Genomic DNA, 20,808 nt, shown 5'->3' with positions numbered 1-20,808 from the left:
GTTACTCACGTCTGACTGGACGTTTTAGACTGCATACATCCTCATGCTCCACCTCGTGTTTTGGACAATAACGCCGATGGGTGGAGCTATCGCGTCAGCGCTGCGCGACAGCTCTTGCATAACGGATTTATTTAGCAGGGTTTGGACCGATGTGCTCGCCGTGTTGCACCCGCTCAGGCGCCTTATGCACCATGGTGTAGGCATAATCCACACCCATCCCGTAGGCGCCGGAATGTTCCTGCACGATCCCCATGACGGCTTCATAGGTCTCCTTGCGCGCCCAATCCCGCTGCCATTCGAGCAGCACCTGCTGCCAGGTAACCGGTACGACACCGGCCTGAATCATGCGGTCCATGGCGTAGTTGTGCGCGTCGATCGAGGTGCCACCCGAGGCGTCGGCAACCATATAGATTTCATAGTCTGTATCGCGCAGGCAGGACAGTGCGAAGGTCGTGTTGCAGACCTCGGTCCACAGGCCGGATACGACGATCTTCTTACGGCCGGCAATGGCGGACTCTGCCAGGGCATCACGAACGTTTTGGTCATCCCAGGAGTTCATTGAAGTACGTTCGAGGATTTTGTTCTGCGGATATACCGCTAGCAACTCAGGGTATGTATTGCCAGAGAAACCCTCGGTTTCCACAGTCGTGATGGTGGTAGGTATGCCGAACGCTTTGGCAGCCTTGGCCAACCCCACGACATTATTTTTCAGCACCTGCCGATCTATCGACTGCACACCAAAGGCCATTTGGGGCTGGTGGTCGATGAAAATCACTTGGCTGTTTTGCGGGGTCAGTATTTCTAAGTACTTGTTGGACATGGCGGATTTCCTTTGGTAAGTAGAGCAATACGAAAGCGGCGTTATGCGTGGCTGCGCAAGCAGAACGCTACCCGTCCTGGTAGGGCTAAAAGCCACTTTCCGGACGAGTTCAGGGGTGCCGAAAAGCCCCTTGAATTTACGAATGCAGCATTGTTCAGCCGCGTTCGCGGGGTTCAGTTAAATGCCCGAAAAACGCTTGCCAAGCTGCTTTTGCAAGTGCACATCATCTGCGGCTAATTCGCTCCCACCTTGAAGGGAAGTGCATCTTTGGATGTCTTCACGGTCCATGAACCGGACTGCCGGAACGAACTGGCAGACGCGTAGGTATCTTCCATGAACTGGAAATAGGTCATCTTTCCATCCTGAACTTTCGCATGGATGGAAAACGGTGATGTGAACAGATGTCCGACCGCCACGGAGCGGTAGGTGAACTTACCGAAAATCGCGACATCTTCGCCGGAAGCGATTTTGGTAGTAATCGTAAAGTCTTCGATTTTCCAGTAGTTTGAGACCTGCAAAAACAAAGAGCTAAAGGCTTTGGGACCTTTGTTTGTGCCGGTCCACGGCATGATTTTTCTGAGTTCTGGATTGTCAAAGTTTAGAGAAACATAGGTGGCGTCTGGAGCTGCCAACCTCATTGCCGCGGCTTCGACTTTATCGGGTGCGGTATTGGCCAGGAATTCCACGACAACCGCTAGTGAAGCAGCAGATTGCGCTTCAGTAGCTGACTGCGCCGACGCTGGAGTGATTGTTACTAACCATGAGGCGAGCGCCATTGCTGCAGTGATCAATTTGATGCTTCGAGTATTCATGAACTCTCCATTTATGAGTACGATTTTGCGATTCGCGGTCATCCAACCCATGTTGCAAATTGCTACGCGTCGAAAAGCGACAATTGGTACTGGAGCAAGGGCTATGCCAATTTTATAAAACTTATATAAATCGATATTTATCAATGACATATAACTTAATGTGATGTCGCGAGTATCGGGCTCGGAGTTTATCGAAGGGCTTGTTTGATCATTTGATGAAGTCTCGGCGAGGTTTTGTTGATTTGATCAATCCAGCTCGAGCGTGGTCCACGGTGAACCGCCAGGCGGCCACGCAAAGTCACTCAAGACTCTCGTCATGCAACAAGCCGCTTTTCTTCAGGCGATAGGCCAGTGCCGGCCGGGTCAAGCCGAGCATGCGAGCGGCTTGCGAGACGTTTTGGTGTGAAAGCTCCATGGCGCGGCGCATCAGCCGTTCTTCCACAGCATCCAGGCTGATGTTTTTATCAAAGATCTGCGTAACCCAATCGGGACAAGGTTCTTCACCGCCAGCCTGAACTAACGCGCCATCAGAGTTGAGACGATCACCGTGCGAATCGTCTGTTTTTGGGAAGACTGCAAAGAGTGCATCCTGGCCTATGGTCTCGTTGCTGTCGGTCAGGATGACGCCACGCTCAATCGTATTTTCCAATTCGCGAATATTCCCCGGCCAGGCGTAGCGGCGACACAATTCAAGAGCTTTGTCTGATAAACCCAGCGTTCGCTTGTGATATTGCAAGTGAAATTTGCTTATAAAGTGCTCGGCCAGCAGTGGCAGATCTTCAAGTCGCTCGCGCAGTGGGGGAATCTGCACCGGAAACACATTCAAGCGGTAATAAAGATCGGCGCGAAACCGGCCCGCTTCGACGGCGTCGGCGAGGCTTTCATTGGTAGCAGCGATGACTCGCACGTTGATCTTGCGGGTTCGGGAATCGCCCACCCGTTCCAGTTCACCCTCTTGCAGTACCCGAAGTAATGTCGCCTGCGCTCTGGGCGTCAGCTCCACCACCTCGTCTAGAAAAATCGTCCCTCCGTTGGCCCGTTCAAAGCGTCCTGGGCGGGTTTGATTGGCGCCGGTAAAAGCGCCTTTCTCAACACCAAACAATTCGGCTTCAATCAGGTCCTGAGGAATGGCAGCGCAGTTCACTGCGACAAACGCTTGCTCGGCGCGATCACTGCGCAGATGCACGCTCCGTGCGATGACCTCCTTGCCGACGCCAGTTTCTCCGAGCAGCAGGACGGAAATTTTTCCTTTGGCAGCCTTGTCGATCATCTTGCATACCTTCAAATAGGCAGGCGAGCGCCCTACTCCATAGAATTGAGCTTCCTGCTTCTCCAGGCTTCTACGCAGAGAGCTGATCTGTGATTGCAGTTCATACAGCTCCTCGATGATTGGGTCGGCTTGAAAGTACTGTCTGAATTCTGCGGCGTTCTCCCATTCCTCGGCAGGTTTACCAATAATGATGCAGCGCTCATCCCCGCATCCGCGACAGGTCGTTTCTTGGATGATGATTTCGCGTTTCATGAATGAAGAACTGTACGCACAGGCGTAGCCCAACAAAGACCAACAGACTGGTTCCTCCATCAGGCCGACTTCAGTCAGGCAAGTCTCGACCTCAAAGGAGTCAATCCATTCGAGCTCGCAATAAAAATGGCCGCTCTCCTGATCCAGCTCTAACTGAATGGGTTTCGCATTGACCATACCTTTGAGGGAATGCAGTTGCGGGCCGACCAGAAACATCTGCAACTGCGGACTATCTGGTCTGAGCTTGCGGGCCATTTCCGCATCCTTGAGTCCAGACTGGTAGCCAAGGCGCAAGAAGAACCCCTTGGCGCGGTCGACGCCGAGGCTATTGATGAGTTCACGGCGAAAATTAGCCATCGCCGATACCTGCATCAACAACATGCGCTGCTCGCCAAACCAGATCTTGCCTTCCGTGCTTTGAAAACGAACCTGGTCGCTCAGGTCGTGAAAGCCGGAATAGTGGAGCTCAGGGTTGTAACTGACAGCCATTGAGAGAGACCTCGATTATTGTTTTGAGCGGTCTTGATCAAGCTGTGGCGCCGAGTGAAAGCACCGAAACAATCGATCGCGATATGAAGGGATTTTAGTGCATTGCTACGCAGAGCCAGCGGGCCTCCCGATGCAAAGACATGACGGTGCACGGGCTTCGCGGGCAGATGAAGGCAGTTACCAAGCGCCAAAGTCAGCCAGGCTTAATGTTGGTGATCTGGCCCGAGCCGGCCATGTGCTGTGTTGGACTAGGTATTGGTCATTCGCAATATCCCAGCAGATTGCGAATGCACGCCTTCAGTATCGGCCGTCGATGAACGCGGGAATGGGGCGCCTCCCTGGCAAAGCGGTACTTCACTGGCCCCTCACTCCCGTGCTGATCAACCTTCAGCGGGTACCGGCGTGTCGAGCAATTGCTGCTCCCACAGATAAGCAATGCCGCTACCTGCAGCATGCTGGAGAAGCACATCGGTTACAGCGCCTGCCGTATCGAGGCGTGCCCAGTCGCGTTGCCATTCAGCCATGACTGCCAACCAAGTCATGACATTTGCCCCGGCGCCGACCATGCGTTGGATGGCGACTTGATGGGCTTCGACCGAAACGCCACCGCACGCGTCGGTGACCACGGTAACGTCCCAGCCCTCGCCTAGTGCTTGAATCGCTGGCATGGCGACGCAGACCTCAGTCCACAGGCCAGCCAGGACCAATTGCTTGCGGCCTGTTGCCTTGACCGCGTCCACTACTTTCTTGTCTTCCCAAGTATTGATGAGCGTTCGGTCAATCACCTCCTGACCGGGGAAAACGTCGGTGATTTGCGGAAAGATCCAACCGCCACGCTCGGCAATCACACTGGTCAGAATGGTCGGGACGTTAAACGCCTTCGCAGCCTTCGCCAATGCTGTCGCACAGTTGACCGCTGCGTGCGGATCGTGGCTATTGAGATTGGTGAGTTGAAAAGGCTGGTGGTCGATCAACACAAGTACGGAGTCTTCTGGACGAAGAAGCGAAGCAAGACCGTTACGAAAAGCCATTAATCCATCCTCTTGTTGCCGTGGGTTGGCACGTTTATTTGCGGGATCAGTTTCCGTGCAGCGCGCCTTATGAGCGGCGATGCCTCATGCACTGTGCAGCGCCCTCAAACCTTCGGGTAGTAGCAGCGAATGACTAACTGTGTCGCGGAATGAGGAACGCCACGGTTTTTGCTGCCATTCTCTGGCGATGGCTTCACGGCTTCATGACGACGCGCCCCAGCGGTTTGCTTCGCTCCGCGAAGTCATGCGCAGCAGCCTGCGATAGGGTAAAGGCCCGTTCAATGACAACCCGTATACGCCCCCGCAATACATCTTGTAGCAGCTTGTCGACACTCGCACGCACTGCCGGCCGCTCGAAAAGTGGCCCCATGTACGCACAGATCAGGACGTCCCCGGGAACCGCTATTGGCGCCAAGGCGCGAACTCCGTAATGTGCAGTTCAGATGTACGTTCTGGTAGTCGCATTCCGTGCGTAGCTGCGTGACAAAAAAAGGAACGTGGAAATGGATATAGAAGAGCTTGAAACCTTTGTAGAAGTGGCCGATGCCGGCGGCATTTCCCGTGCGGCAACGCGCCTGGGCACGTCGAAATCTATCGTCAGTCGCCGGCTTGCCCGCCTGGAAGCAGAGCTGGGCGTGCAACTGATGGCGCGTACGACCCGCGGTGCGGCCCTTACCGAAGCTGGGGCGACCTTCCGCGACTACGCCGCCAGAATATGCGCTGAGGCCGAGTCGGCACGCGATGCGATCTTGCCTTCCGGCGAGCTTTGTGGCCGCCTGCGGATCGCCGCGCCCCTGACTTTGGGGCCAATACATTTCGCGCCGATCCTCGCGGAGATGGCCAGGCGTCACCCACAGCTTCATGTGCAAACGAACTACACCGATCGTTTCGTTGACCTCATCGCCGAGGGGTATGACTGCGCGATACGGGTGGGCTACCTGCCCGATTCCAACATGATCGCCCGGTGTATCGGACCGATCTTTGGCCAATTGGTGGCAAGCCCCGTCTATATCAAGGCGCATGGAGCGCCCGAAACACCCGACGAAGTCGTCAGCCACCAAGCACTGATGCAAGGCAATGAATCGTGGTCATTCATGGATGGTGACACGATGGTTACGGTGCGCCCGCAGGGAACGTTCGAAGCCGACAATGGCACCGCATTGCTGGCCGCAGCTTTGGCCGGCATCGGCATTGCCTGGTTACCTGACTGGGTCACGCATGAGCATTTGGCGAGCGGCGCACTTGTAGCGATCATGACGGATTATCCGCCGCCTCCAGCAGGCGCTTATGTAGTTCGACCGCCAGGCCAGCACCCTGCGCGAAAGATAAGGGTGCTCACCGAATTGCTGCTTGAATACTGCGACCAGGCGGCACGTATTCCTGAGTCGCCACAGAGCTGAAAGACCCGATTGCAAGCTCCCTTCGAGTGAGTCCTGAAAGCAAAGTATGGATACCAGGCTTACTTATTGATCCATCAGAGCTATCGCGGCTAATACGTCGAGTCCTGATCAGCGCACCCGAATATTTCTCCAAAGTTTCATTCCTCACTCGCGAATAACGCCAACACCCGGTTGGATGTTCCGATTTGTGCGACACAGTAATACAACCCACGAGACTACAAACCAAGGAACTGGATCCCTAATATCCGCCCCCGTATCGGCACGCTTGCACCATCCCTGGTGAATGCGCGCGGCCAAATAACTGCATGCCAGACAGGTGAGTAATGATCGATTTGGAAGGAAAACGTGCGTTGGTGACGGGAGGAGCTCGCGGGATCGGCGCCGCTATCGCAGTGGCACTGGCAGAGAATGGCGCCGATGTTGCGTTCACCTACCAGCAGTCGACGGAAAAAGCTGAGGCAGTGGCCAAATTCATCGCTGATAAAGGGCGTCGTGCTATCGCGATTCAAGCCGACAGTGCCAACCCGCAAGCCATTGAATGCGCAGTCGCGCAGGCCATCTCGACGCTGGGCGGCCTCGATATTCTCGTCAATAGCGCGGCTATCGGCTTGAACGGAATGATCGCCGACATTGATGTAGACGACTATCAAGCACTGATGGATATCAACGTGCGAGGCCCCGTCCTGTTCGCAAAGGCGGTCATCCCGCATCTGCCCGCTGGCGGAAGAATCATCACAATTGGCTCGGGACTGGCAGAGCGGGTGCCCTTTGCGGGTGTAACAGCCTATGCAATGTCCAAGTCGGCGTTGCTCGCATTCACCCGGGGTTTGTCGCGTGAACTCGGCCCCACCGGCATAACCGTTAATCTTGTTCAGCCGGGATCGGTCGACACCGACGCAAATCCAGCCGACGGCCCCGCCGGCGACTTTCAGCGGAGCCTGTCGTCCTTGGGACGTTTTGGCGAGCCTCGCGAGGTTGCGAGTGCGGTGGTCTATCTGGCCAGTCCTGCCGCGAGCCTGATCACTGGCGCCATCCTGACCGTGGACGGCGGTGCGATCGCTTGACTAACGCTCAGGCAGCTGTCTGCAGTGGACGCCTGCCATGGACTGTTGGTCAGGGGTTGAAACGCACTAATGGCCATTTGCAGAGGCAGGAAGCATTGGATATTGATGATCTTCGAACCTTCGTCGAGGTAGCCGACGCGGGTGGTGTTTCGTCGGCGGCCCGGCGACTGGGTGTTGCGAAATCGATAATAAGCCGCAGGCTTCTGAAGCTGGAAACCCAACTGGGTGTGCAGCTATTGGCCAGGACAACCCGTGGTGCTGCTGTCACCGAAGCGGGAGCCGCCTTGCGAGAGTATGCGGCGCGGATCGTCGCTGAGTTTGACGCGGCCAGGGACGCCATTGTTCCAGATGGAGACCTTCGAGGCCGCTTCCGGATCGCAGCACCGATCTCGTACGGCCCGACACATATTGCCCCCGTGCTTGCTGAAATGGGGCGACGCCACCCTCTCCTGCACATTCATGCAAGTTACAGCGATCGTATCGTCGATCTGATTGGCGAGGGCTTCGATTGTGCTATTCGGGTCGGCCATTTACAGAGCTCCAATTTCATCGCAAAGCGTGTGGGCAGCATTCACGGCAAACTCGTGGCAAGCCCAGGCTATGTGAGTACACATGGAGCGCCAGAGGCTCCCCACGAGATTCTTGCGCATGAATCTCTTATGCAAGGTGCGGAAACCTGGCGGTTTATGGATGGCCAAAAGTCCATCATGGTTAATCCCCAAGGGCGCTTCAAGGCTGACAATCCTGTCGCGCTCGCCGCGGCAGCCGTTGCAGGTCTGGGTCTTGGGTACCTTTCTGACAGCGTCATCGACGAGCACATCAAATCTGGCGCATTGGTGTCCGTCATGCACAGATATCCCCCTGTTCCGGCGGGTATTTACATTGTTCGCCCCCAAAGCCAGCACCCTGCGCGAAAGATACGGGTGCTGACGGACATCCTGGTCGATTGGTTTGCAGATGTGAGCCCGGTCAACGTCCACTCCCTTTAGAAGGCAAGCCACTCGGGACGGCGAGCGTTAAATCGATCCAATTGCCGGACGCATCTTCCACTCGTAGTTCCTGCACAGCCATGCCATTCGCCTGCATGCAGGCGCTGAGCTGCGCATGTTTGCCTAAGATCAATCGCCTGAGTAGAATGCGATTCATTATCAATCATGTATGTCCCGGGATGCCGATGCGTAGCGACGAAACACTAGGTACTGCAGATCCAGGGCTGCTCTATCGCACCCACTTCTCGTGGTTACAGGGCTGGCTGGTCCGTCGCATTGGCTGTCGCGATAACGCCGCAGATCTGGCGCAGGACACCTTTGTGCGTGTGCTCAAACACCGCCATCAGTCCGGCGCTCTGCGCGAGCCACGCGCCTATTTGAGCAGCATTGCCCGCGGTCTGATGATTGATCAGTATCGTCGTCGCGAACTCGAACGTGCCTACCTGGAAAGCATCACCTTGCTGCCGCAACACGAGGTTCCATCGGAAGAAAGCCGGCTGATGATTCTTGATGCGCTCGAGCGCATAGACCGTCTGCTTGACTCGCTTAAACCAAGAGTACGCCAGGCGTTTTTATTTGCCCGACTCGACGGTCTGACCTGCGCACAAATCGCCGAAAAGCTCGGTGTTTCCCGCGCGACGGTGGAGCGCGACCTGGCCACGGCCCTGCAACACTGCTATCGCTTGCGTTATGTCGAGGCCTGAGCCCGAGGCGCTGGATCCGGCCATTGTCGAGCAGGCGATCCAATGGCTGGTGCGCCTTCGCTTCAATCAAGCCGATGAACAGACACAGCGCACGTTTGAGCACTGGCTGCAGCAGCGCCCGGAGCATGGATTGGCGTGGCAGCGTGTGGAAACGCTTGGCGATGAATTCGAAGGCGTGCCAGCTCAACTGGCTCGACAAACCCTTAAGGCCGCCCAGCAGGGAATGCGCCGGCGGGAAAGCCTGAAGCTACTGGGCGTATTGGCGACGGTCGGCACGGCAGCCTGGCTCGGCCGCGACTACACCCCCCTGCCCTCCATGCTTGCACAGCAGCGCAGCAGCACCGGCGAGCAACGACGTTTCCAACTCGATGATGGCAGCCTTATCCAGCTCAATAGCGATAGCGCCGTCGACAGCGATTTCGACGCCCAGCGGCGCCTGATCATCCTGCGCCGTGGTGAAATCATCGTGAATGTCGGTGCGGATCAACACTCGCCGCAAGCGCGACCGTTGTGGGTGCAATCACGCGACGGGATCATGCGAGCCCACAGCTCGCGCTTTCTGGTCCGCGAGCGTGACGACGGCACTCTGGTCGCAGCTCAGGAGGGATCAGTCACGGTTTTCCCCGGCTCCAGCCACACGCCTGCGAGCCGCAACGTTCTGGCAGGAAACCAACTGCTGTTCACCTCAAGTGACGCCCGAACGTTCAGGGACATCGGCCTTGATCTATGGGGTTGGGGTGACGGTGTGATCAGTGCGAACCATATGCGCCTTGGTGACTTCATCGCAGAGTTGTCGCGTTATCGCCCAGGAGTCCTGCGCTGCGCCGAAGAGGTCGCTGATCGACGCGTTTCCGGCACCTTCCAGCTCGCCGACAACGATCGGGTCCTGGCATTGATCGCGCAGTCACTGCGCCTGCACATTGATTACCGAACCCGTTATTGGGTCACCGTAACCGCTGCCACCTGACTCCACCCAAATATTTTTTGCTACCTGAAAAATAATGAGGTGGTTTCTCATTCTCGTTCGACCTCTAAGGAAGGCCGGAATACAGGCCAGTCTGCCGATGTCCTTTCTTGGAGCGAGAAAATGAGTTCGTCCCCGGTTTCAAAGCGCCATCCATTAAGTCGTGCCATGCACGGTGCGATCCTGGGTTTGATCGTGAGCAGCTACGCATTACCATCGCTGGCGCAAACCTCGGGCGCTGATCACAGCAATCAAGTCAAACAGTGGAATATCGCCCCCGGGCCACTGGCGCCAGCGCTTGACCGCTTTGCGCGCGAGGCTGGCATCAGTCTTTCCTTCGACGCCTCGAGTGTGGCGAACCGCACCACGGCTGGCGTGAATGGCTCGCTCGATACATCGGCAGCGCTGTCATCGTTGCTCCAGGGAAGCGAATTGCAGGTCGAACAGCAAGGCCCGAATGCTTACCTGCTGACCCCTCAAGCAAAAACCGCCGGCCCGCTGGAACTCGACGCAACGGCCGTCGAGGACTACCGCCTCGCCCCGCTCATCATCAATGCCAAGGTCCGGGTCAGTGCCGACGACGACGCCAACTCGGTGGTTGCCAAGGAGCTCTGGGTGGGCGGCAAGGTGGCCACCAGCATTCTCAATACACCGGCATCGGTGTCGGTGGTGACCAACAAGGAAATGCAGCAACGCAGCGTCAGCACCACGGAAGAAGCGCTGCAATATACGCCGGGCGTGGTCAGTGACTTTTATGGTACGGATGATCGCAACGACTATTTCCAGATCCGCGGCTTCCAGGCCACCACCTACCGTGACGGCTTGACCCTCAGCTCGATGCGCGGCGTACGCGAAGATCCGTTCGCCTATGAGCGCATCGAGATTCTGCGTGGCGCCAACTCCACCCTGTTTGGCCCTGCGGACCCGGGCGGTTCGGTAAATTTCGTGACCAAACAGCCGCGCTTCGAGAAGTTTGGCCAAGGCTATGTGACCTACGGTTCGTTTGACCATGTCGAGACAGGCATCGATGTCGGCGATGCGCTGAACGACGAGAAAACCTTGGCCGGCCGCTTTACTGCCAAAGGCCAGAACAGCGATCGCGAGTACGATCATTCGCAGGACGACAACCAGTTGTTTATGGGTGGCCTCACCTGGGCACCGACGGATTACACGTCCGCCACGATGATTCTGGACTACCTGAAAACCGAGAGTTCGCCCAACAGCGGCGGCTATCCACTGGATCGGGAATACGACCGCAGCAAGTTTTATGGCGAGCCCAGCTACAACTTCCACGATGTCGAGCGCACCAGCCTCAGCGGTAACGTCACCCATGATTTCGACAACGGTTTCGTGCTGCGCAGCAATCTGCGTTACAGCAAGTTGACCGATGATTTCGGCTACGTGTACCTCAGCGACAGCGCCGCGCGTGTCGGTACCACCGTTGATCGATACCTGTTTGGCACCGACACCGAAGCTGACCAGTTCAACGGCAATCTGATGCTGCAATACGATGCCCGCTTCGAGAACATCGACAGCAGCAGCCTGGTGGGCGTGGAGTACCTCGATTCGACCACCAAGGAAAGCTCGATCTACGCCCTGACGACCCCGATCGACATTGCCAACCCGGTGTTTACTGGCGTTCCACGCTCAATCGCGCCGTATGCTGTCAACAAACGAGACGCGACCACCAAGGCCGTCTTCCTTCAGCAGAACCTGTCGTTCTACGAGCGCTTCATCGTCACCGGGGGCGTGCGCAACGACTCGATGGACCTGACCAGCAAAGGCTTGCAATCCACTGAGAAAGACAACTTCTCCGAAACCTCCTACCGAGGTGCGTTGACCTATATCGTCAACGATGAAGTATCAACCTACGTGAGCATGGTCGAATCCGTCTCGCCGCCGCAGGTTGGCGTAACACCGCAGACAGGCAGGCAGTACGAAGTGGGCGTGAAGTATGCGCCGATGGGGATGGACGCACTGTTCTCCGCCGCGGTGTATGACCTGACCCAGGAAAACGTCACCATCGCCGTGGTGCTGCCGAGCGGCATCATCGAGCAGCAGACAGTGGGTGAATCGCGCGCGCGTGGCCTCGACCTGGAGGCCAAGGCGCAGGTAACGCAGAACCTGAGCCTGATCGGTGGCTATTCCTACATGGAGTCCGAGGTACTGCGCGGTTCGTTGTACGACGGCAGTTCCCTGAAGGGCAACGAGTTCGCCACGGCACCCAAGCATTCCGCTTCGCTCTGGAGTTACTACGACGTACCCGCCACCGATGTCAGCGTGGGCCTGGGTGCCCGCTACGTCGGCGCTTATTACTTCGATGCAGCCAACTCCGGCAAAAGCGATGGCACTACCCTGTTCGACGCCGCCTTCAACTACAAGATCGCCAAGGGCACCGACCTGGCGGTGAACGTCAGCAACCTGCTGGACGAGCAGCACGTGGTCGGCTCCGGCACCGCGAACTTCTACAACCCGGGCCGCGAGATCACCGCCAAGCTGAGTTACAACTGGTAAGCAGACGGGTCAGCGTTTTCCCCACACGGAAAACGGTGCCCGCGTTACCGCGGGCACCGTTAACTACGGGCAATACCCAGGTTGATCTACGCTTGAATGAAATCACGCGGAGAAACAGATCATGTCACTCGCTCCCGGAAGTCTATTTGCCCTGGCTGTGGGTGTCTTCTTTTGCACATCCGTGCTCGGACAAGGGGCAGCAGACAGCGATTCTCCGCCGGCGATACTGCCCTTGGCATCCGAGAGTGCGCCGAGACTCATTGCCTACCCGCCGCTTGCCGAGCCGCTCGCTCGTGGAGTGGTCATCATCCAGTTTCGAACAGAGCACGCCAGGATCATGCCGGTATTTGGCAAAGTGGCTGCTGAGGTATCACCACGCTTAGGTCACCTTCACGTGACCGTCGATGACTGGAAAGGTACGTGGGCGCACACCAGTGAAGACCCGATTATCCTGGTCGGGCTAATGCCCGGTCCTCACAAGGTTCTCTTGGAAGTGGCCGACCCGACGCACCGGATCATCACCAGTACGACAGTGAGTTTTACAGTACCGGAGAAGAAACCGATGGACGCTCCCCGTACTGACGATGATCACGCGGTAAAGCCATGACTGCCCTGCTATTCACCGAAACAGGCAACAATCGGCGTCTCTGCCAGCGAATGACTGGCTCAATATCTCCAGAAAACCGGGGTCACGAGCACCAACACCGTCAGGATCTCTAACCTGCCTAGCAGCATGCCAACGGTGAGTAGCCATTTGGCCGCATCGGGCAGTGACGAGAAATTACCTGCCGGGCCGATGATTGTGCCCAGGCCGGGGCCGACGTTACACACCGCCGTAGCGGCACCGCTCAGAGCGGTAATCCAATCAAGCCCGATCAGTGCCAGGCCCAAAGCGATGGCGGCAATCGTGATGGTGAAAAAAAACGAGAAGGTCAGCAGCGAACGGACGATCTCCTCGTCGATGGGATGGCCGTTGTATTTTTTCTGAATCACGGCCCGAGGGTGAATCAACTGCTTCAAGCTGCTGACCAGAAGCGCGGCAGCCACCTGAAAACGGAAGATTTTCAGCCCGCCTGCCGTTGAGCCGGAGCAGCCACCGACGAAGGTCAGATAGAAAAACAGCAACACAGCGAAGCTGCCCCACAAGGTGTAGTCGCCAACCGCAATTCCGGTGGTCGTGACGACCGAGGTCACATTGACCGCCACGATACGAAACGCGTCCCACCATCCGTAGTCGCTGTGAAAATACAGCCAGGTACCTACCGCCAACGATGTGACCAGCAGGAACCCAATAAACCCGCGTACCTGGTGGTCCCTGATCAGCGCACGCCGATTGCCGCGACAGGTTGCGACGTACAAGGTGAATGGCAGACTGCCCAGAATCATGATGACTACCGCCACCCAGTGAATTGCTGGCTGCTCCCAATGCCCGAGGGAGGAATCCGACGTCGAGAACCCGCCGGTAGAGATCAACGACATTGCGTGGTTGATCGCTTCGAATGGGGTCATTCCTGCGAGCCAGAGCGCCAAAGTGCCGATACCCGTCAGGCCCAGATAGAGCAAAAGAATGTACTTGGCTGCGACATGAGAACGTGGTGTCACTTTCTCCGACCAGTCCGAGGACTCTGTCTGGAAAAGACGCATGCCGCCGACTCGCAAGAGCGGAAGAATCGCGACAGCCATGCCGATAAAACCGATGCCGCCTAGCCAGTGCAGCATGGAACGCCAGATCAACAAGCCGGGAGAGGCGCTATCCAGACCGGTGAGTACCGTCGAGCCAGTGGTTGTGATGCCCGACATCGTTTCAAAGAACGCATCGGTGTAGCTGATATCGCTGATGAAAACCATGGGTAACGCTGCGAAGGCGCACACAACAACCCAGCTAGCGGTAGTCAGCAGGTACATGTCCCTGGGCCGAAGATTGCCAGTCTCCGGACGCCCTCGCACGATCAACAGCAGACCACAGATGAAGGTAATCAGACTCGACCAGAGAAAGGCCGACAGATCGTCGCTATGCTCATAGACCACCAGCGTCATCATGGGTATAGCCATGCTTACCGCCAGGGTGATCAGAAAAATACCCAAGATGAAGCCGATAAGCCGAATTGCTGCGAGGGACATCACGATACCGTTCCAAATTAGCGCCGCGCAGTATCGGATGCCCTCAATAAAGACTGCGTAAATTCTCCGTAAAATTTTGACCTGCAATCAGGCAGGCTGCGGGAGTCAAAGCGTGGCTATGAGTCAATTACAGGCCTTCGCAACAGGCCGGAAACGGCAGAAGCCGCCAGTCCCAGCCCTCTTCGCATCAGACGAGTCCCGGCCTGACGCTGCATGCTGCGCGTAAAATCTGGCTGCAGCATGCAGCGCCGTGCAAACGGGAGTTGATCTGCGCTGATCGCTCATCAGGAGGAAACGAGTCTCTCGTAATCAGAGAAGGGCTTGAGCGCGCAGTACTGCACGTGTAGCAGATGCCCTTTGACGTAAGGCAGCGCCTCGATGTAATCACGCGCCTCTTCGAAGGTGACGGACTCCAGTTCAAACGCGGCACCGGGACCATCGGCCAGCCCATGAACTGCGCGCACGATACCGTCAGCGAAGCCTTGCCAAACGTGCACTACCTCCGGTTTCGCCAGCCGCTTGAAGTCTTCTGCCGCTCCATCAGCACGGCGAGTCAGAATCACGAAGGTTTTCATGACACCTCCTCCGTTTTCAGCTGCTTGCGCTGGGTTGTTTCAGCATACGCGACGTGCGCCATTATGCCGCTCTGGCCCACGGCCACATGCGGTTTAAGCTCATTGCGGGGAGTGTAGTCCCCACCGTTTTGGGGCCGGAAAGGTATTGGCGCATCTGTGAACAAATCCTCGAGTCGGGTGCGCCAAGCCTCTTTGGCTGCGACGGCATCTGCGGCGGTCAAGTTGCCAGTGCCGTATATGGCGAACGTCGGCAGCACATCGAACCCAGGAAAGTAGAGCGAGCCGTGCGTGATCGGAAACAGCAATTGCTCGAGTGGTCCGTTGATGCCGCGCGGCGAGTAGTCATCTGCGGGGCCGCCGACAGCGACTGACAACATGGCCCGCTTGCCTTTGAAAGCGCCGTCACCATAGCGGTAGGCGTTGCCAGCGTCCTTGTAGCCGTGGGCGAGTCCGGCTGCCCAGACGCGATCTATCCATCCCTTCATGATGGCAGGCATGCCGTACCACCAGAGCGGAAACTGGAAGATGACTACGTCTGCCGCTAGAACCTTGTCTTGCTCCGCCGCCACGTCAGGGCTTTGGCTGCGATGACGATAGGCGTGGGCGGACTCTGCTCCGAACGAGAGCCGCTGAGGGTTGGCCCGCTGAGGAAAGTCGTGCTCGTCGAATATCGCTTTCCAGCCCATGGCGTATAGATCGGATTGCAGGACCTCGTGTCCTTGCGCAGTCAAGCATTCAACAGACACATCCACCAGTTGCCGCGTTAGCGACGAAGGCTCGGGATGGGCATAGATGATCAGTACTTTTTTCGACATGAAGGACGGCTCCGCTGTGATTTCGAAGGAGTGTCGCGGGGCTCGGGCCATCTGTGAAATCGCGAAATTTTGCTGCTAACATAAGATCGATGGATACCAGACGCCTTGATCTAAATCTGCTTGTGACGTTGGAGGCCCTTCTCATTGAGCAGAACGTGACCCGGGCTGCCGCCCGTCTGCATTTGAGCCAGCCAGCAGTCAGCGCTCAGTTGAGCCGTCTGCGCGACGTCTTCAACGACCCTCTTCTGATCCCCGCGCAGCGTGGAATGACGCCCACCGTCAAAGCCTTGGAGCTGCTCGTGCCGCTTCGCCAGGCACTTGAACAGGTAAGGGCGACCGTCACTACTCATCTGAATTTCGAGCCCGCGACGGCGAGCCTGACGGTATCAATCGCCTGCACGGATTACGTGCAGGCGGTTTTGATCAAACATCTCGTTGTCGCCATGCGACGCGAAGCGCCGGGTGTCCGCATCGCACTGCGCATCCTGGACGTACCACAGCTGGAGCTGCAGATGACCCGCGGCGAGGTGGATCTGGCCGTGATAAACATGAACGGGGTTCCGCCCGCACTGCACTCGCAGCACCTCTATGATGAGAGTTACGTGCTGATCGGGCGTCGTGGGCATCCAAGCCTGCGCGCGGACCTGACCGTGGATGAGTTCGCGCAGCTGGAACATGTCGTGGTGTCACTGCGCGGCGGAGGCTTCTCTACCTCGGTGGATCACGCCTTGGTAGCGCGCGGGCTGCGGCGTAACGTCGTTCATTCAGCGTCGTCATTCCTTCCCGTACCGGAGTTGGTCGCGCAGTCGGATTGTGTGGCCCTGGTTCCAAGTCGTCTTGTAGACGGTCGCAGCGAGCAACTGCTGTGCGTAGCCCCTCCCTTGCCGGTGGAAGGTTTTGCGATTGGCTTGTTCTGGCATGAGCGGTCGGATGGGCATGCCGGCTTCAAATGGGTACGTGAGTTCATCACTCGCGTGGCCGATTCTCGTGCATCCGATTATGGCAACCCATGAACTCTGACAACCTCGAAACCCGTCCAGACAAGCTAGCGTGTCGAGTACTCGATAGGTCAAAGGCTCGCTGGTTGGCTCGCTCTTGCAAGCTCGCTGAGGCAATAAATTTCCATCCATCTACGTATGGCCGATTATGGTTTTATCGGCATACCTGAATGACTGTTTTTGGCCGGAAGCTGCCTCCCAGGCAGCGAACCGTGAATGGTCACTCGTCAAACAAGGTCCAGCCATGGCAAATGCCGGCAAAGTCTTTTGCCGTGAAAAATAATGTCAGTTCCTTTGGGTCAAATTCTTTGTAGAGCCAATGCCCAGGAATGGGGCCTCTCGTTATCGCGTATTCCAAGCGGTATTTTTGAACAGGTCCAAAACCGATGGAGCGTGAGTTCAACTCAAACCTGTCACCTCTGTTGAGCGCCCATAGCTTTTCAACAAGGCAGTCATCAAGCACCACCTCTCCCGCTACCTCAACGAGATACTTTGAATGAAGTTTCTGTTGAAGCCTAACGCTTCTGGCCATGCATCAACCTACCTATGAACAGTCCGAGCATCGACGCAATAATACTTGAACATGATGACGAGCGCTTTGGGTTGAAAAAAGTTCGCTGGGCGTACGCTCTGGCCGATAGCTGCCATCCGCCACCGGCAGCTATGAGCTGAGACGCCCGCACATCGGCGCCACGCAAGCCGCTCACCAAACCTGACCCCAGGTTTGTCCTGCCTGAAATCCCAAACCCGCACAAAAAAACCACCGATGCGTTGTCAGTTGATCCTTTTCAGCCTATCTTCAATAAAACCTATACAGCCAACCTGTATGCGTACAACCTTTTCACCCGACTGTGTCCTTAACCCGCACCGCCACGAGTAACCCGAATGAGCCCACTACTAGCCAGCCATTACCGTGAAATCCTCGTTGGCGTCGGTGAAAACCCGGAACGCGAGGGGTTGCTGGATACGCCCCAGCGCGCCGCAAAGGCGATGCAATACCTGTGCAACGGTTACGCGATGAGCCTGGAAGACGTCACCAACGGTGCGCTGTTCGAGTCGCAGAGCGATGAAATGGTGATCGTCAGCGACATCGAGCTTTATTCGCTGTGTGAGCACCATATGCTGCCGTTTATCGGCAAGGTGCATGTGGCGTATATCCCCACTGGCCGGGTGTTGGGGCTTTCGAAGGTGGCGCGGGTGGTCGACATGTTCGCGCGGCGCCTGCAGATCCAGGAAAACCTTACTCGGCAGATTGCTCAGGCGATCCAGCAGATCACCGATGCTGCCGGTGTCGCGGTGGTTATTGAGGCCAGGCACATGTGCATGATGATGCGCGGCGTCGAGAAGCAGAATTCGATCATGACCTCCTCGGTCATGCTCGGTGCCTTTCGCGACAGCTCGACGACGCGGCAGGAATTTCTCCAGCTGATCGGCCGGCGCTAGACCTATACACAGCCTGTTAACTGTACAAGCTCAAGGAGTAGGAAGATGACCCGATTTCTGCTGCTGTTAGGACTGGCGCTCAGCATTGCAAGCTGCGGCAGTGTCGATGTTGCTCGTTACGCGGATCAGCAACCGGCATTGAGTCTGGAGCAGTTTTTCAGTCAGCCCGTCAAGGCCTGGGGGATGTTTCAGAAGCGCAACGGCGAAGTGGTCAAGCGGTTTGAGGTCGATATTGCCAGCCGTCGTGAAGGTGAAAACCTGATCCTCGACGAGCGCTTCCGTTACAGCGACGGCACTCGTGAACGTCGGGTCTGGACCCTCACTCCCGGGGGCAATGGTCAGTGGAGCGGTCGCGCGCACGATGTGGTCGGGGTTGCGCGGGGCCAGATCGCAGGCAACACCTTCCACTGGCGTTATCGCCTGAACCTGCCAGTTGACGACTCGACCTACGAGATGAGCATGGACGACTGGATGTACCTGGTCGACGAAGACACGTTGATCAACCGCACCCGTATGTCCAAGTGGGGTTTCGAAGTCGGTCAGGTGACGGTGTTCTTCCGGCGCCAGAACGCTGGAGCGAACCCATGAGCAGTGGGTTGACCCTGGCCTCGTTCGGCGACGGTTATCGCGCCTTGGTGATCGGTGCCAGTGGCGCCCTCGGCACGGCGTTCTGCCAACATCTGCAACAGGATCCACGCTGCGCCAGCGTCCGTACGCTGGGACGCAAAACTGTGCCGAAGCTCGACCTCGAGCAGCCCGAAACGATCGCCAGCGCCGCCGCCGAACTGGCAGCCGAAGCGCCCTATCACCTGATCATTCACGCAGCCGGCCTGCTCCATCGTGACCGGATCAAGCCGGAAAAAAGCTACAGCGCAATCGAAGCCGAGTCGCTGCATGCCGTGTTTCAAGTCAACACGCTGGGGCCGGCATTGCTGCTGCGCGACTTTCTGCCATTGCTTGCGCCTCAAGGCGCGATGGCGATGCTGTCGGCGAAAGTCGGCAGCATCGGCGACAACCGTTTGGGCGGCTGGTACGCCTATCGCGCCTCCAAGGCTGCGCTGAACATGCTGATCAAGACCGCCGCCATCGAACTCTCGCGCATTCGACCGCAGAGCCGCTTGCTCAGTCTGCACCCAGGTACGGTGGTCTCGCCGTTGTCGCAACCTTTTCGCGGAGCCTCGAGCGCCCGCCCGGCAGACATTGCCGCTGCGCAATTACTGAGTCTGATTGACACGCTGACGCCGGCCGATAGCGGCCATTTCTTCGCCTACGATGGAGAACGCCTGCCCTGGTAGGCAAGGAGTGAAGCATGAATCTGCAAACCCTCACCGAACGTGCGGCCAACAGTGAAGTTCGCGAACTGGAGCTGCTGTCACTCGAAGGTGGTTTTTATCTGGCGAGAATTCGCGTGGATCAGGGCCAATTCACCTTGCTCGATGACGCGGCCAAGCCAATGCACCTGCGTTCGATCACTCACCTGCGCGACTTGCTGCAAACCGTGCCGGCGTTTCCCTGCGTGCTGGTGCAGCAATGCGTGCACGACGAAATGTGCGGCCGGGATTCAGGGCCGGTCGAAGAGCTGCGCATTCCATTTTCGCTGACCACGCCGTTATGACGCTGAAGCGAGGCGAGCGCTGAATGGCAGGCTGATAAAGCGCGCGTCGCCCACCGGCGACGCATTTATCGAACCCCTGCCCCGTCCACGGGTCTGCTTCACATCGATTCCCTGGAAGTAAATCCCATGTCCACTCAACACACACTTGTCCTGCTTGCCCGAGGCGGATACGCCGCGCGCGGCGTTCTGTATCTGATCATCGGCATCTTCGCGCTGCTGGCGGCGCACGACTCCACCAAACCGAAAGACAGTCACAAAAGCCTTGAAGCATTGCTCAGCCAGCCCTTCGGCTACGTGCTGATCGGTGTTGTGGTCGCCGGCCTGCTGGCCTTCGCCGCCTGGCGTGCGCTGCAAGCGATCCGCGATGTCGACCACCACGGCACCGAGTTCAAAGGCCTGGTCATTCGCGCAGGTCTGCTCGCCGGCGGTCTGGTCAACGCGGCGCTGGCCTTCTTTGCCTTGGGTCTGTTGGTGAGTGGCCTCAGGAGTTCCGGCGGTTCCGGCGATGGCAAGACCAAGGATCTGCTCGCGCAGCTGCTGTCATTCGAGCATTCGAACCTGTTGATCTACCTGATCGCGCTGATCCCGCTCGGTGTCGGTATCGCCCACATCATCAAAGGCTGGAAGGCCTCGTTCGAGAAGTACTTCGAAGCGGATGACGAAGTGATGCGTTACGTGCGCCCGGTGTCGCGCTTTGGCTTGATCGCCCGAGGCGTGGTGTTTATCGAGATTGCAGTGTTGATGGCGGTCAGTGGCTCGGTTTACCAGGCAACCAATCCACCCGGCATGAAGGAAGCGCTGGATGCTTTGCAGAATCTGCCGGCAGGCGGCGTGCTGTTGATGCTGATGGCCTTGGGGCTGATCGCGTTTTCGGTGTACAGCTTTTCCGAAGCGGCCTGGCGCCGGATCGAAATGGATGTGCCGTTGTAAGC

General features: G+C 57.3%; 21 protein-coding genes. 13 read left to right on the top strand and 8 right to left on the bottom strand.

The features are described from left to right. Positions 1-127 precede the first annotated feature (127 nt). The 4 genes from V8J63_RS10305 to V8J63_RS10290 form a co-directional block, all read right to left on the bottom strand. Positions 128-820, bottom strand: a complete 693-nt coding sequence (locus V8J63_RS10305) for a hydrolase (RefSeq protein ID WP_336463981.1) — start codon at positions 818-820, stop codon at positions 128-130. Positions 821-1,053: 233 nt separating this feature from the next. Continuing rightward, positions 1,054-1,632 (bottom strand): nuclear transport factor 2 family protein, encoded by a 579-nt coding sequence (locus V8J63_RS10300; RefSeq protein ID WP_016774755.1) that lies wholly within the window; start codon positions 1,630-1,632, stop codon positions 1,054-1,056. A 298-nt stretch (positions 1,633-1,930) separates the two neighbouring features. Beyond that, the gene (locus tag V8J63_RS10295; RefSeq protein WP_071172470.1) at positions 1,931-3,643 is read right to left on the bottom strand and encodes a sigma-54-dependent Fis family transcriptional regulator; all 1,713 of its coding nucleotides are present in this window, start codon (positions 3,641-3,643) and stop codon (positions 1,931-1,933) included. A 380-nt stretch (positions 3,644-4,023) separates the two neighbouring features. Continuing rightward, positions 4,024-4,674, bottom strand: coding sequence for a hydrolase (locus V8J63_RS10290; protein ID WP_071172471.1), 651 nt, complete (start codon positions 4,672-4,674; stop codon positions 4,024-4,026). A 503-nt stretch (positions 4,675-5,177) separates the two neighbouring features. Here V8J63_RS10290 and V8J63_RS10285 point away from each other — a divergent pair. The 7 genes from V8J63_RS10285 to V8J63_RS10255 all read left to right on the top strand — a co-directional run bounded on the left by V8J63_RS10285 (position 5,178) and on the right by V8J63_RS10255 (position 12,916). After that, complete coding sequence (locus tag V8J63_RS10285) at positions 5,178-6,074, top strand: LysR family transcriptional regulator (protein ID WP_336463980.1); 897 nt, start codon at positions 5,178-5,180, stop codon at positions 6,072-6,074. Positions 6,075-6,397: 323 nt separating this feature from the next. Then, a complete protein-coding gene (locus tag V8J63_RS10280) occupies positions 6,398-7,138 on the top strand; it encodes an SDR family NAD(P)-dependent oxidoreductase (RefSeq protein ID WP_125927060.1) in 741 nt (246 codons plus the stop codon). Between the two features lie 95 nt (positions 7,139-7,233). Beyond that, positions 7,234-8,127 (top strand): LysR family transcriptional regulator, encoded by an 894-nt coding sequence (locus V8J63_RS10275; protein WP_016774761.1) that lies wholly within the window; start codon positions 7,234-7,236, stop codon positions 8,125-8,127. Between the two features lie 185 nt (positions 8,128-8,312). Beyond that, positions 8,313-8,831 carry a sigma-70 family RNA polymerase sigma factor gene (locus V8J63_RS10270; RefSeq protein WP_038862146.1) on the top strand — a complete coding sequence of 173 codons (519 nt, stop codon included), beginning with the start codon at positions 8,313-8,315 and terminating at the stop codon, positions 8,829-8,831. Then, complete coding sequence (locus V8J63_RS10265; protein WP_336463979.1) at positions 8,818-9,798, top strand: FecR domain-containing protein; 981 nt, start codon at positions 8,818-8,820, stop codon at positions 9,796-9,798. The genes V8J63_RS10270 and V8J63_RS10265 overlap by 14 nt, the downstream gene beginning before the upstream one ends. A 120-nt stretch (positions 9,799-9,918) precedes the next feature. Further along, complete coding sequence (locus V8J63_RS10260; RefSeq protein ID WP_336463978.1) at positions 9,919-12,309, top strand: TonB-dependent siderophore receptor; 2,391 nt, start codon at positions 9,919-9,921, stop codon at positions 12,307-12,309. A 121-nt stretch (positions 12,310-12,430) separates the two neighbouring features. Further along, on the top strand, positions 12,431-12,916 hold the full coding sequence (locus tag V8J63_RS10255; RefSeq protein ID WP_197891709.1) for a DUF6130 family protein: 486 nt from the start codon (positions 12,431-12,433) through the stop codon (positions 12,914-12,916). A gap of 59 nt (positions 12,917-12,975) precedes the next feature. Here the strand turns inward: V8J63_RS10255 and V8J63_RS10250 are convergent, their stop codons facing one another. The 3 genes from V8J63_RS10250 to V8J63_RS10240 all read right to left on the bottom strand — a co-directional run bounded on the left by V8J63_RS10250 (position 12,976) and on the right by V8J63_RS10240 (position 15,820). After that, positions 12,976-14,430, bottom strand: a complete 1,455-nt coding sequence (locus V8J63_RS10250) for a TrkH family potassium uptake protein (RefSeq protein ID WP_336463977.1) — start codon at positions 14,428-14,430, stop codon at positions 12,976-12,978. 284 nt (positions 14,431-14,714) lie between these two features. Beyond that, complete coding sequence (locus tag V8J63_RS10245; protein WP_336463976.1) at positions 14,715-15,005, bottom strand: hypothetical protein; 291 nt, start codon at positions 15,003-15,005, stop codon at positions 14,715-14,717. Continuing rightward, a complete protein-coding gene (locus tag V8J63_RS10240) occupies positions 15,002-15,820 on the bottom strand; it encodes an NAD(P)H-dependent oxidoreductase (RefSeq protein WP_336463975.1) in 819 nt (272 codons plus the stop codon). Before V8J63_RS10240 ends, V8J63_RS10245 begins: the two co-directional genes overlap by 4 nt. Before the next feature lie 89 nt (positions 15,821-15,909). Here V8J63_RS10240 and V8J63_RS10235 point away from each other — a divergent pair, with 89 nt between their 5' ends. Then, the gene (locus tag V8J63_RS10235; RefSeq protein WP_336463974.1) at positions 15,910-16,833 is read left to right on the top strand and encodes a LysR family transcriptional regulator; all 924 of its coding nucleotides are present in this window, start codon (positions 15,910-15,912) and stop codon (positions 16,831-16,833) included. Positions 16,834-17,038: 205 nt separating this feature from the next. On the opposite strand, the gene V8J63_RS10230 is transcribed toward V8J63_RS10235, so the two are convergent. Then, a complete protein-coding gene (locus V8J63_RS10230) occupies positions 17,039-17,350 on the bottom strand; it encodes a hypothetical protein (RefSeq protein ID WP_336463973.1) in 312 nt (103 codons plus the stop codon). 353 nt (positions 17,351-17,703) lie between these two features. Between V8J63_RS10230 and folE the strand changes: the two genes are divergently transcribed. The 5 genes from folE to V8J63_RS10205 all read left to right on the top strand — a co-directional run bounded on the left by folE (position 17,704) and on the right by V8J63_RS10205 (position 20,806). After that, entirely contained in the window at positions 17,704-18,261 is a 558-nt protein-coding gene (folE, locus tag V8J63_RS10225; RefSeq protein ID WP_125927068.1) for a GTP cyclohydrolase I FolE, read from the top strand. Positions 18,262-18,306: 45 nt separating this feature from the next. Further along, a complete protein-coding gene (locus tag V8J63_RS10220; RefSeq protein ID WP_336463972.1) occupies positions 18,307-18,849 on the top strand; it encodes a DUF3833 domain-containing protein in 543 nt (180 codons plus the stop codon). After that, positions 18,846-19,556, top strand: coding sequence for an SDR family oxidoreductase (locus V8J63_RS10215; protein ID WP_336463971.1), 711 nt, complete (start codon positions 18,846-18,848; stop codon positions 19,554-19,556). Before V8J63_RS10220 ends, V8J63_RS10215 begins: the two co-directional genes overlap by 4 nt. 14 nt (positions 19,557-19,570) lie before the next feature. Further along, positions 19,571-19,876 (top strand): DUF6482 family protein, encoded by a 306-nt coding sequence (locus tag V8J63_RS10210; protein ID WP_016774774.1) that lies wholly within the window; start codon positions 19,571-19,573, stop codon positions 19,874-19,876. 126 nt (positions 19,877-20,002) lie between these two features. Beyond that, positions 20,003-20,806 (top strand): DUF1206 domain-containing protein, encoded by an 804-nt coding sequence (locus V8J63_RS10205; protein WP_336463970.1) that lies wholly within the window; start codon positions 20,003-20,005, stop codon positions 20,804-20,806. The last annotated feature ends 2 nt before the right edge of the window (positions 20,807-20,808 follow it).

The sequence above is a fragment of the Pseudomonas sp. CCNWLW23 genome, from assembly GCF_037095675.1.
Classification (GTDB): Bacteria; Pseudomonadota; Gammaproteobacteria; order Pseudomonadales; family Pseudomonadaceae; genus Aquipseudomonas; species Aquipseudomonas atacamensis.
This window is presented reverse-complemented; position numbering and strand designations above follow the sequence as displayed.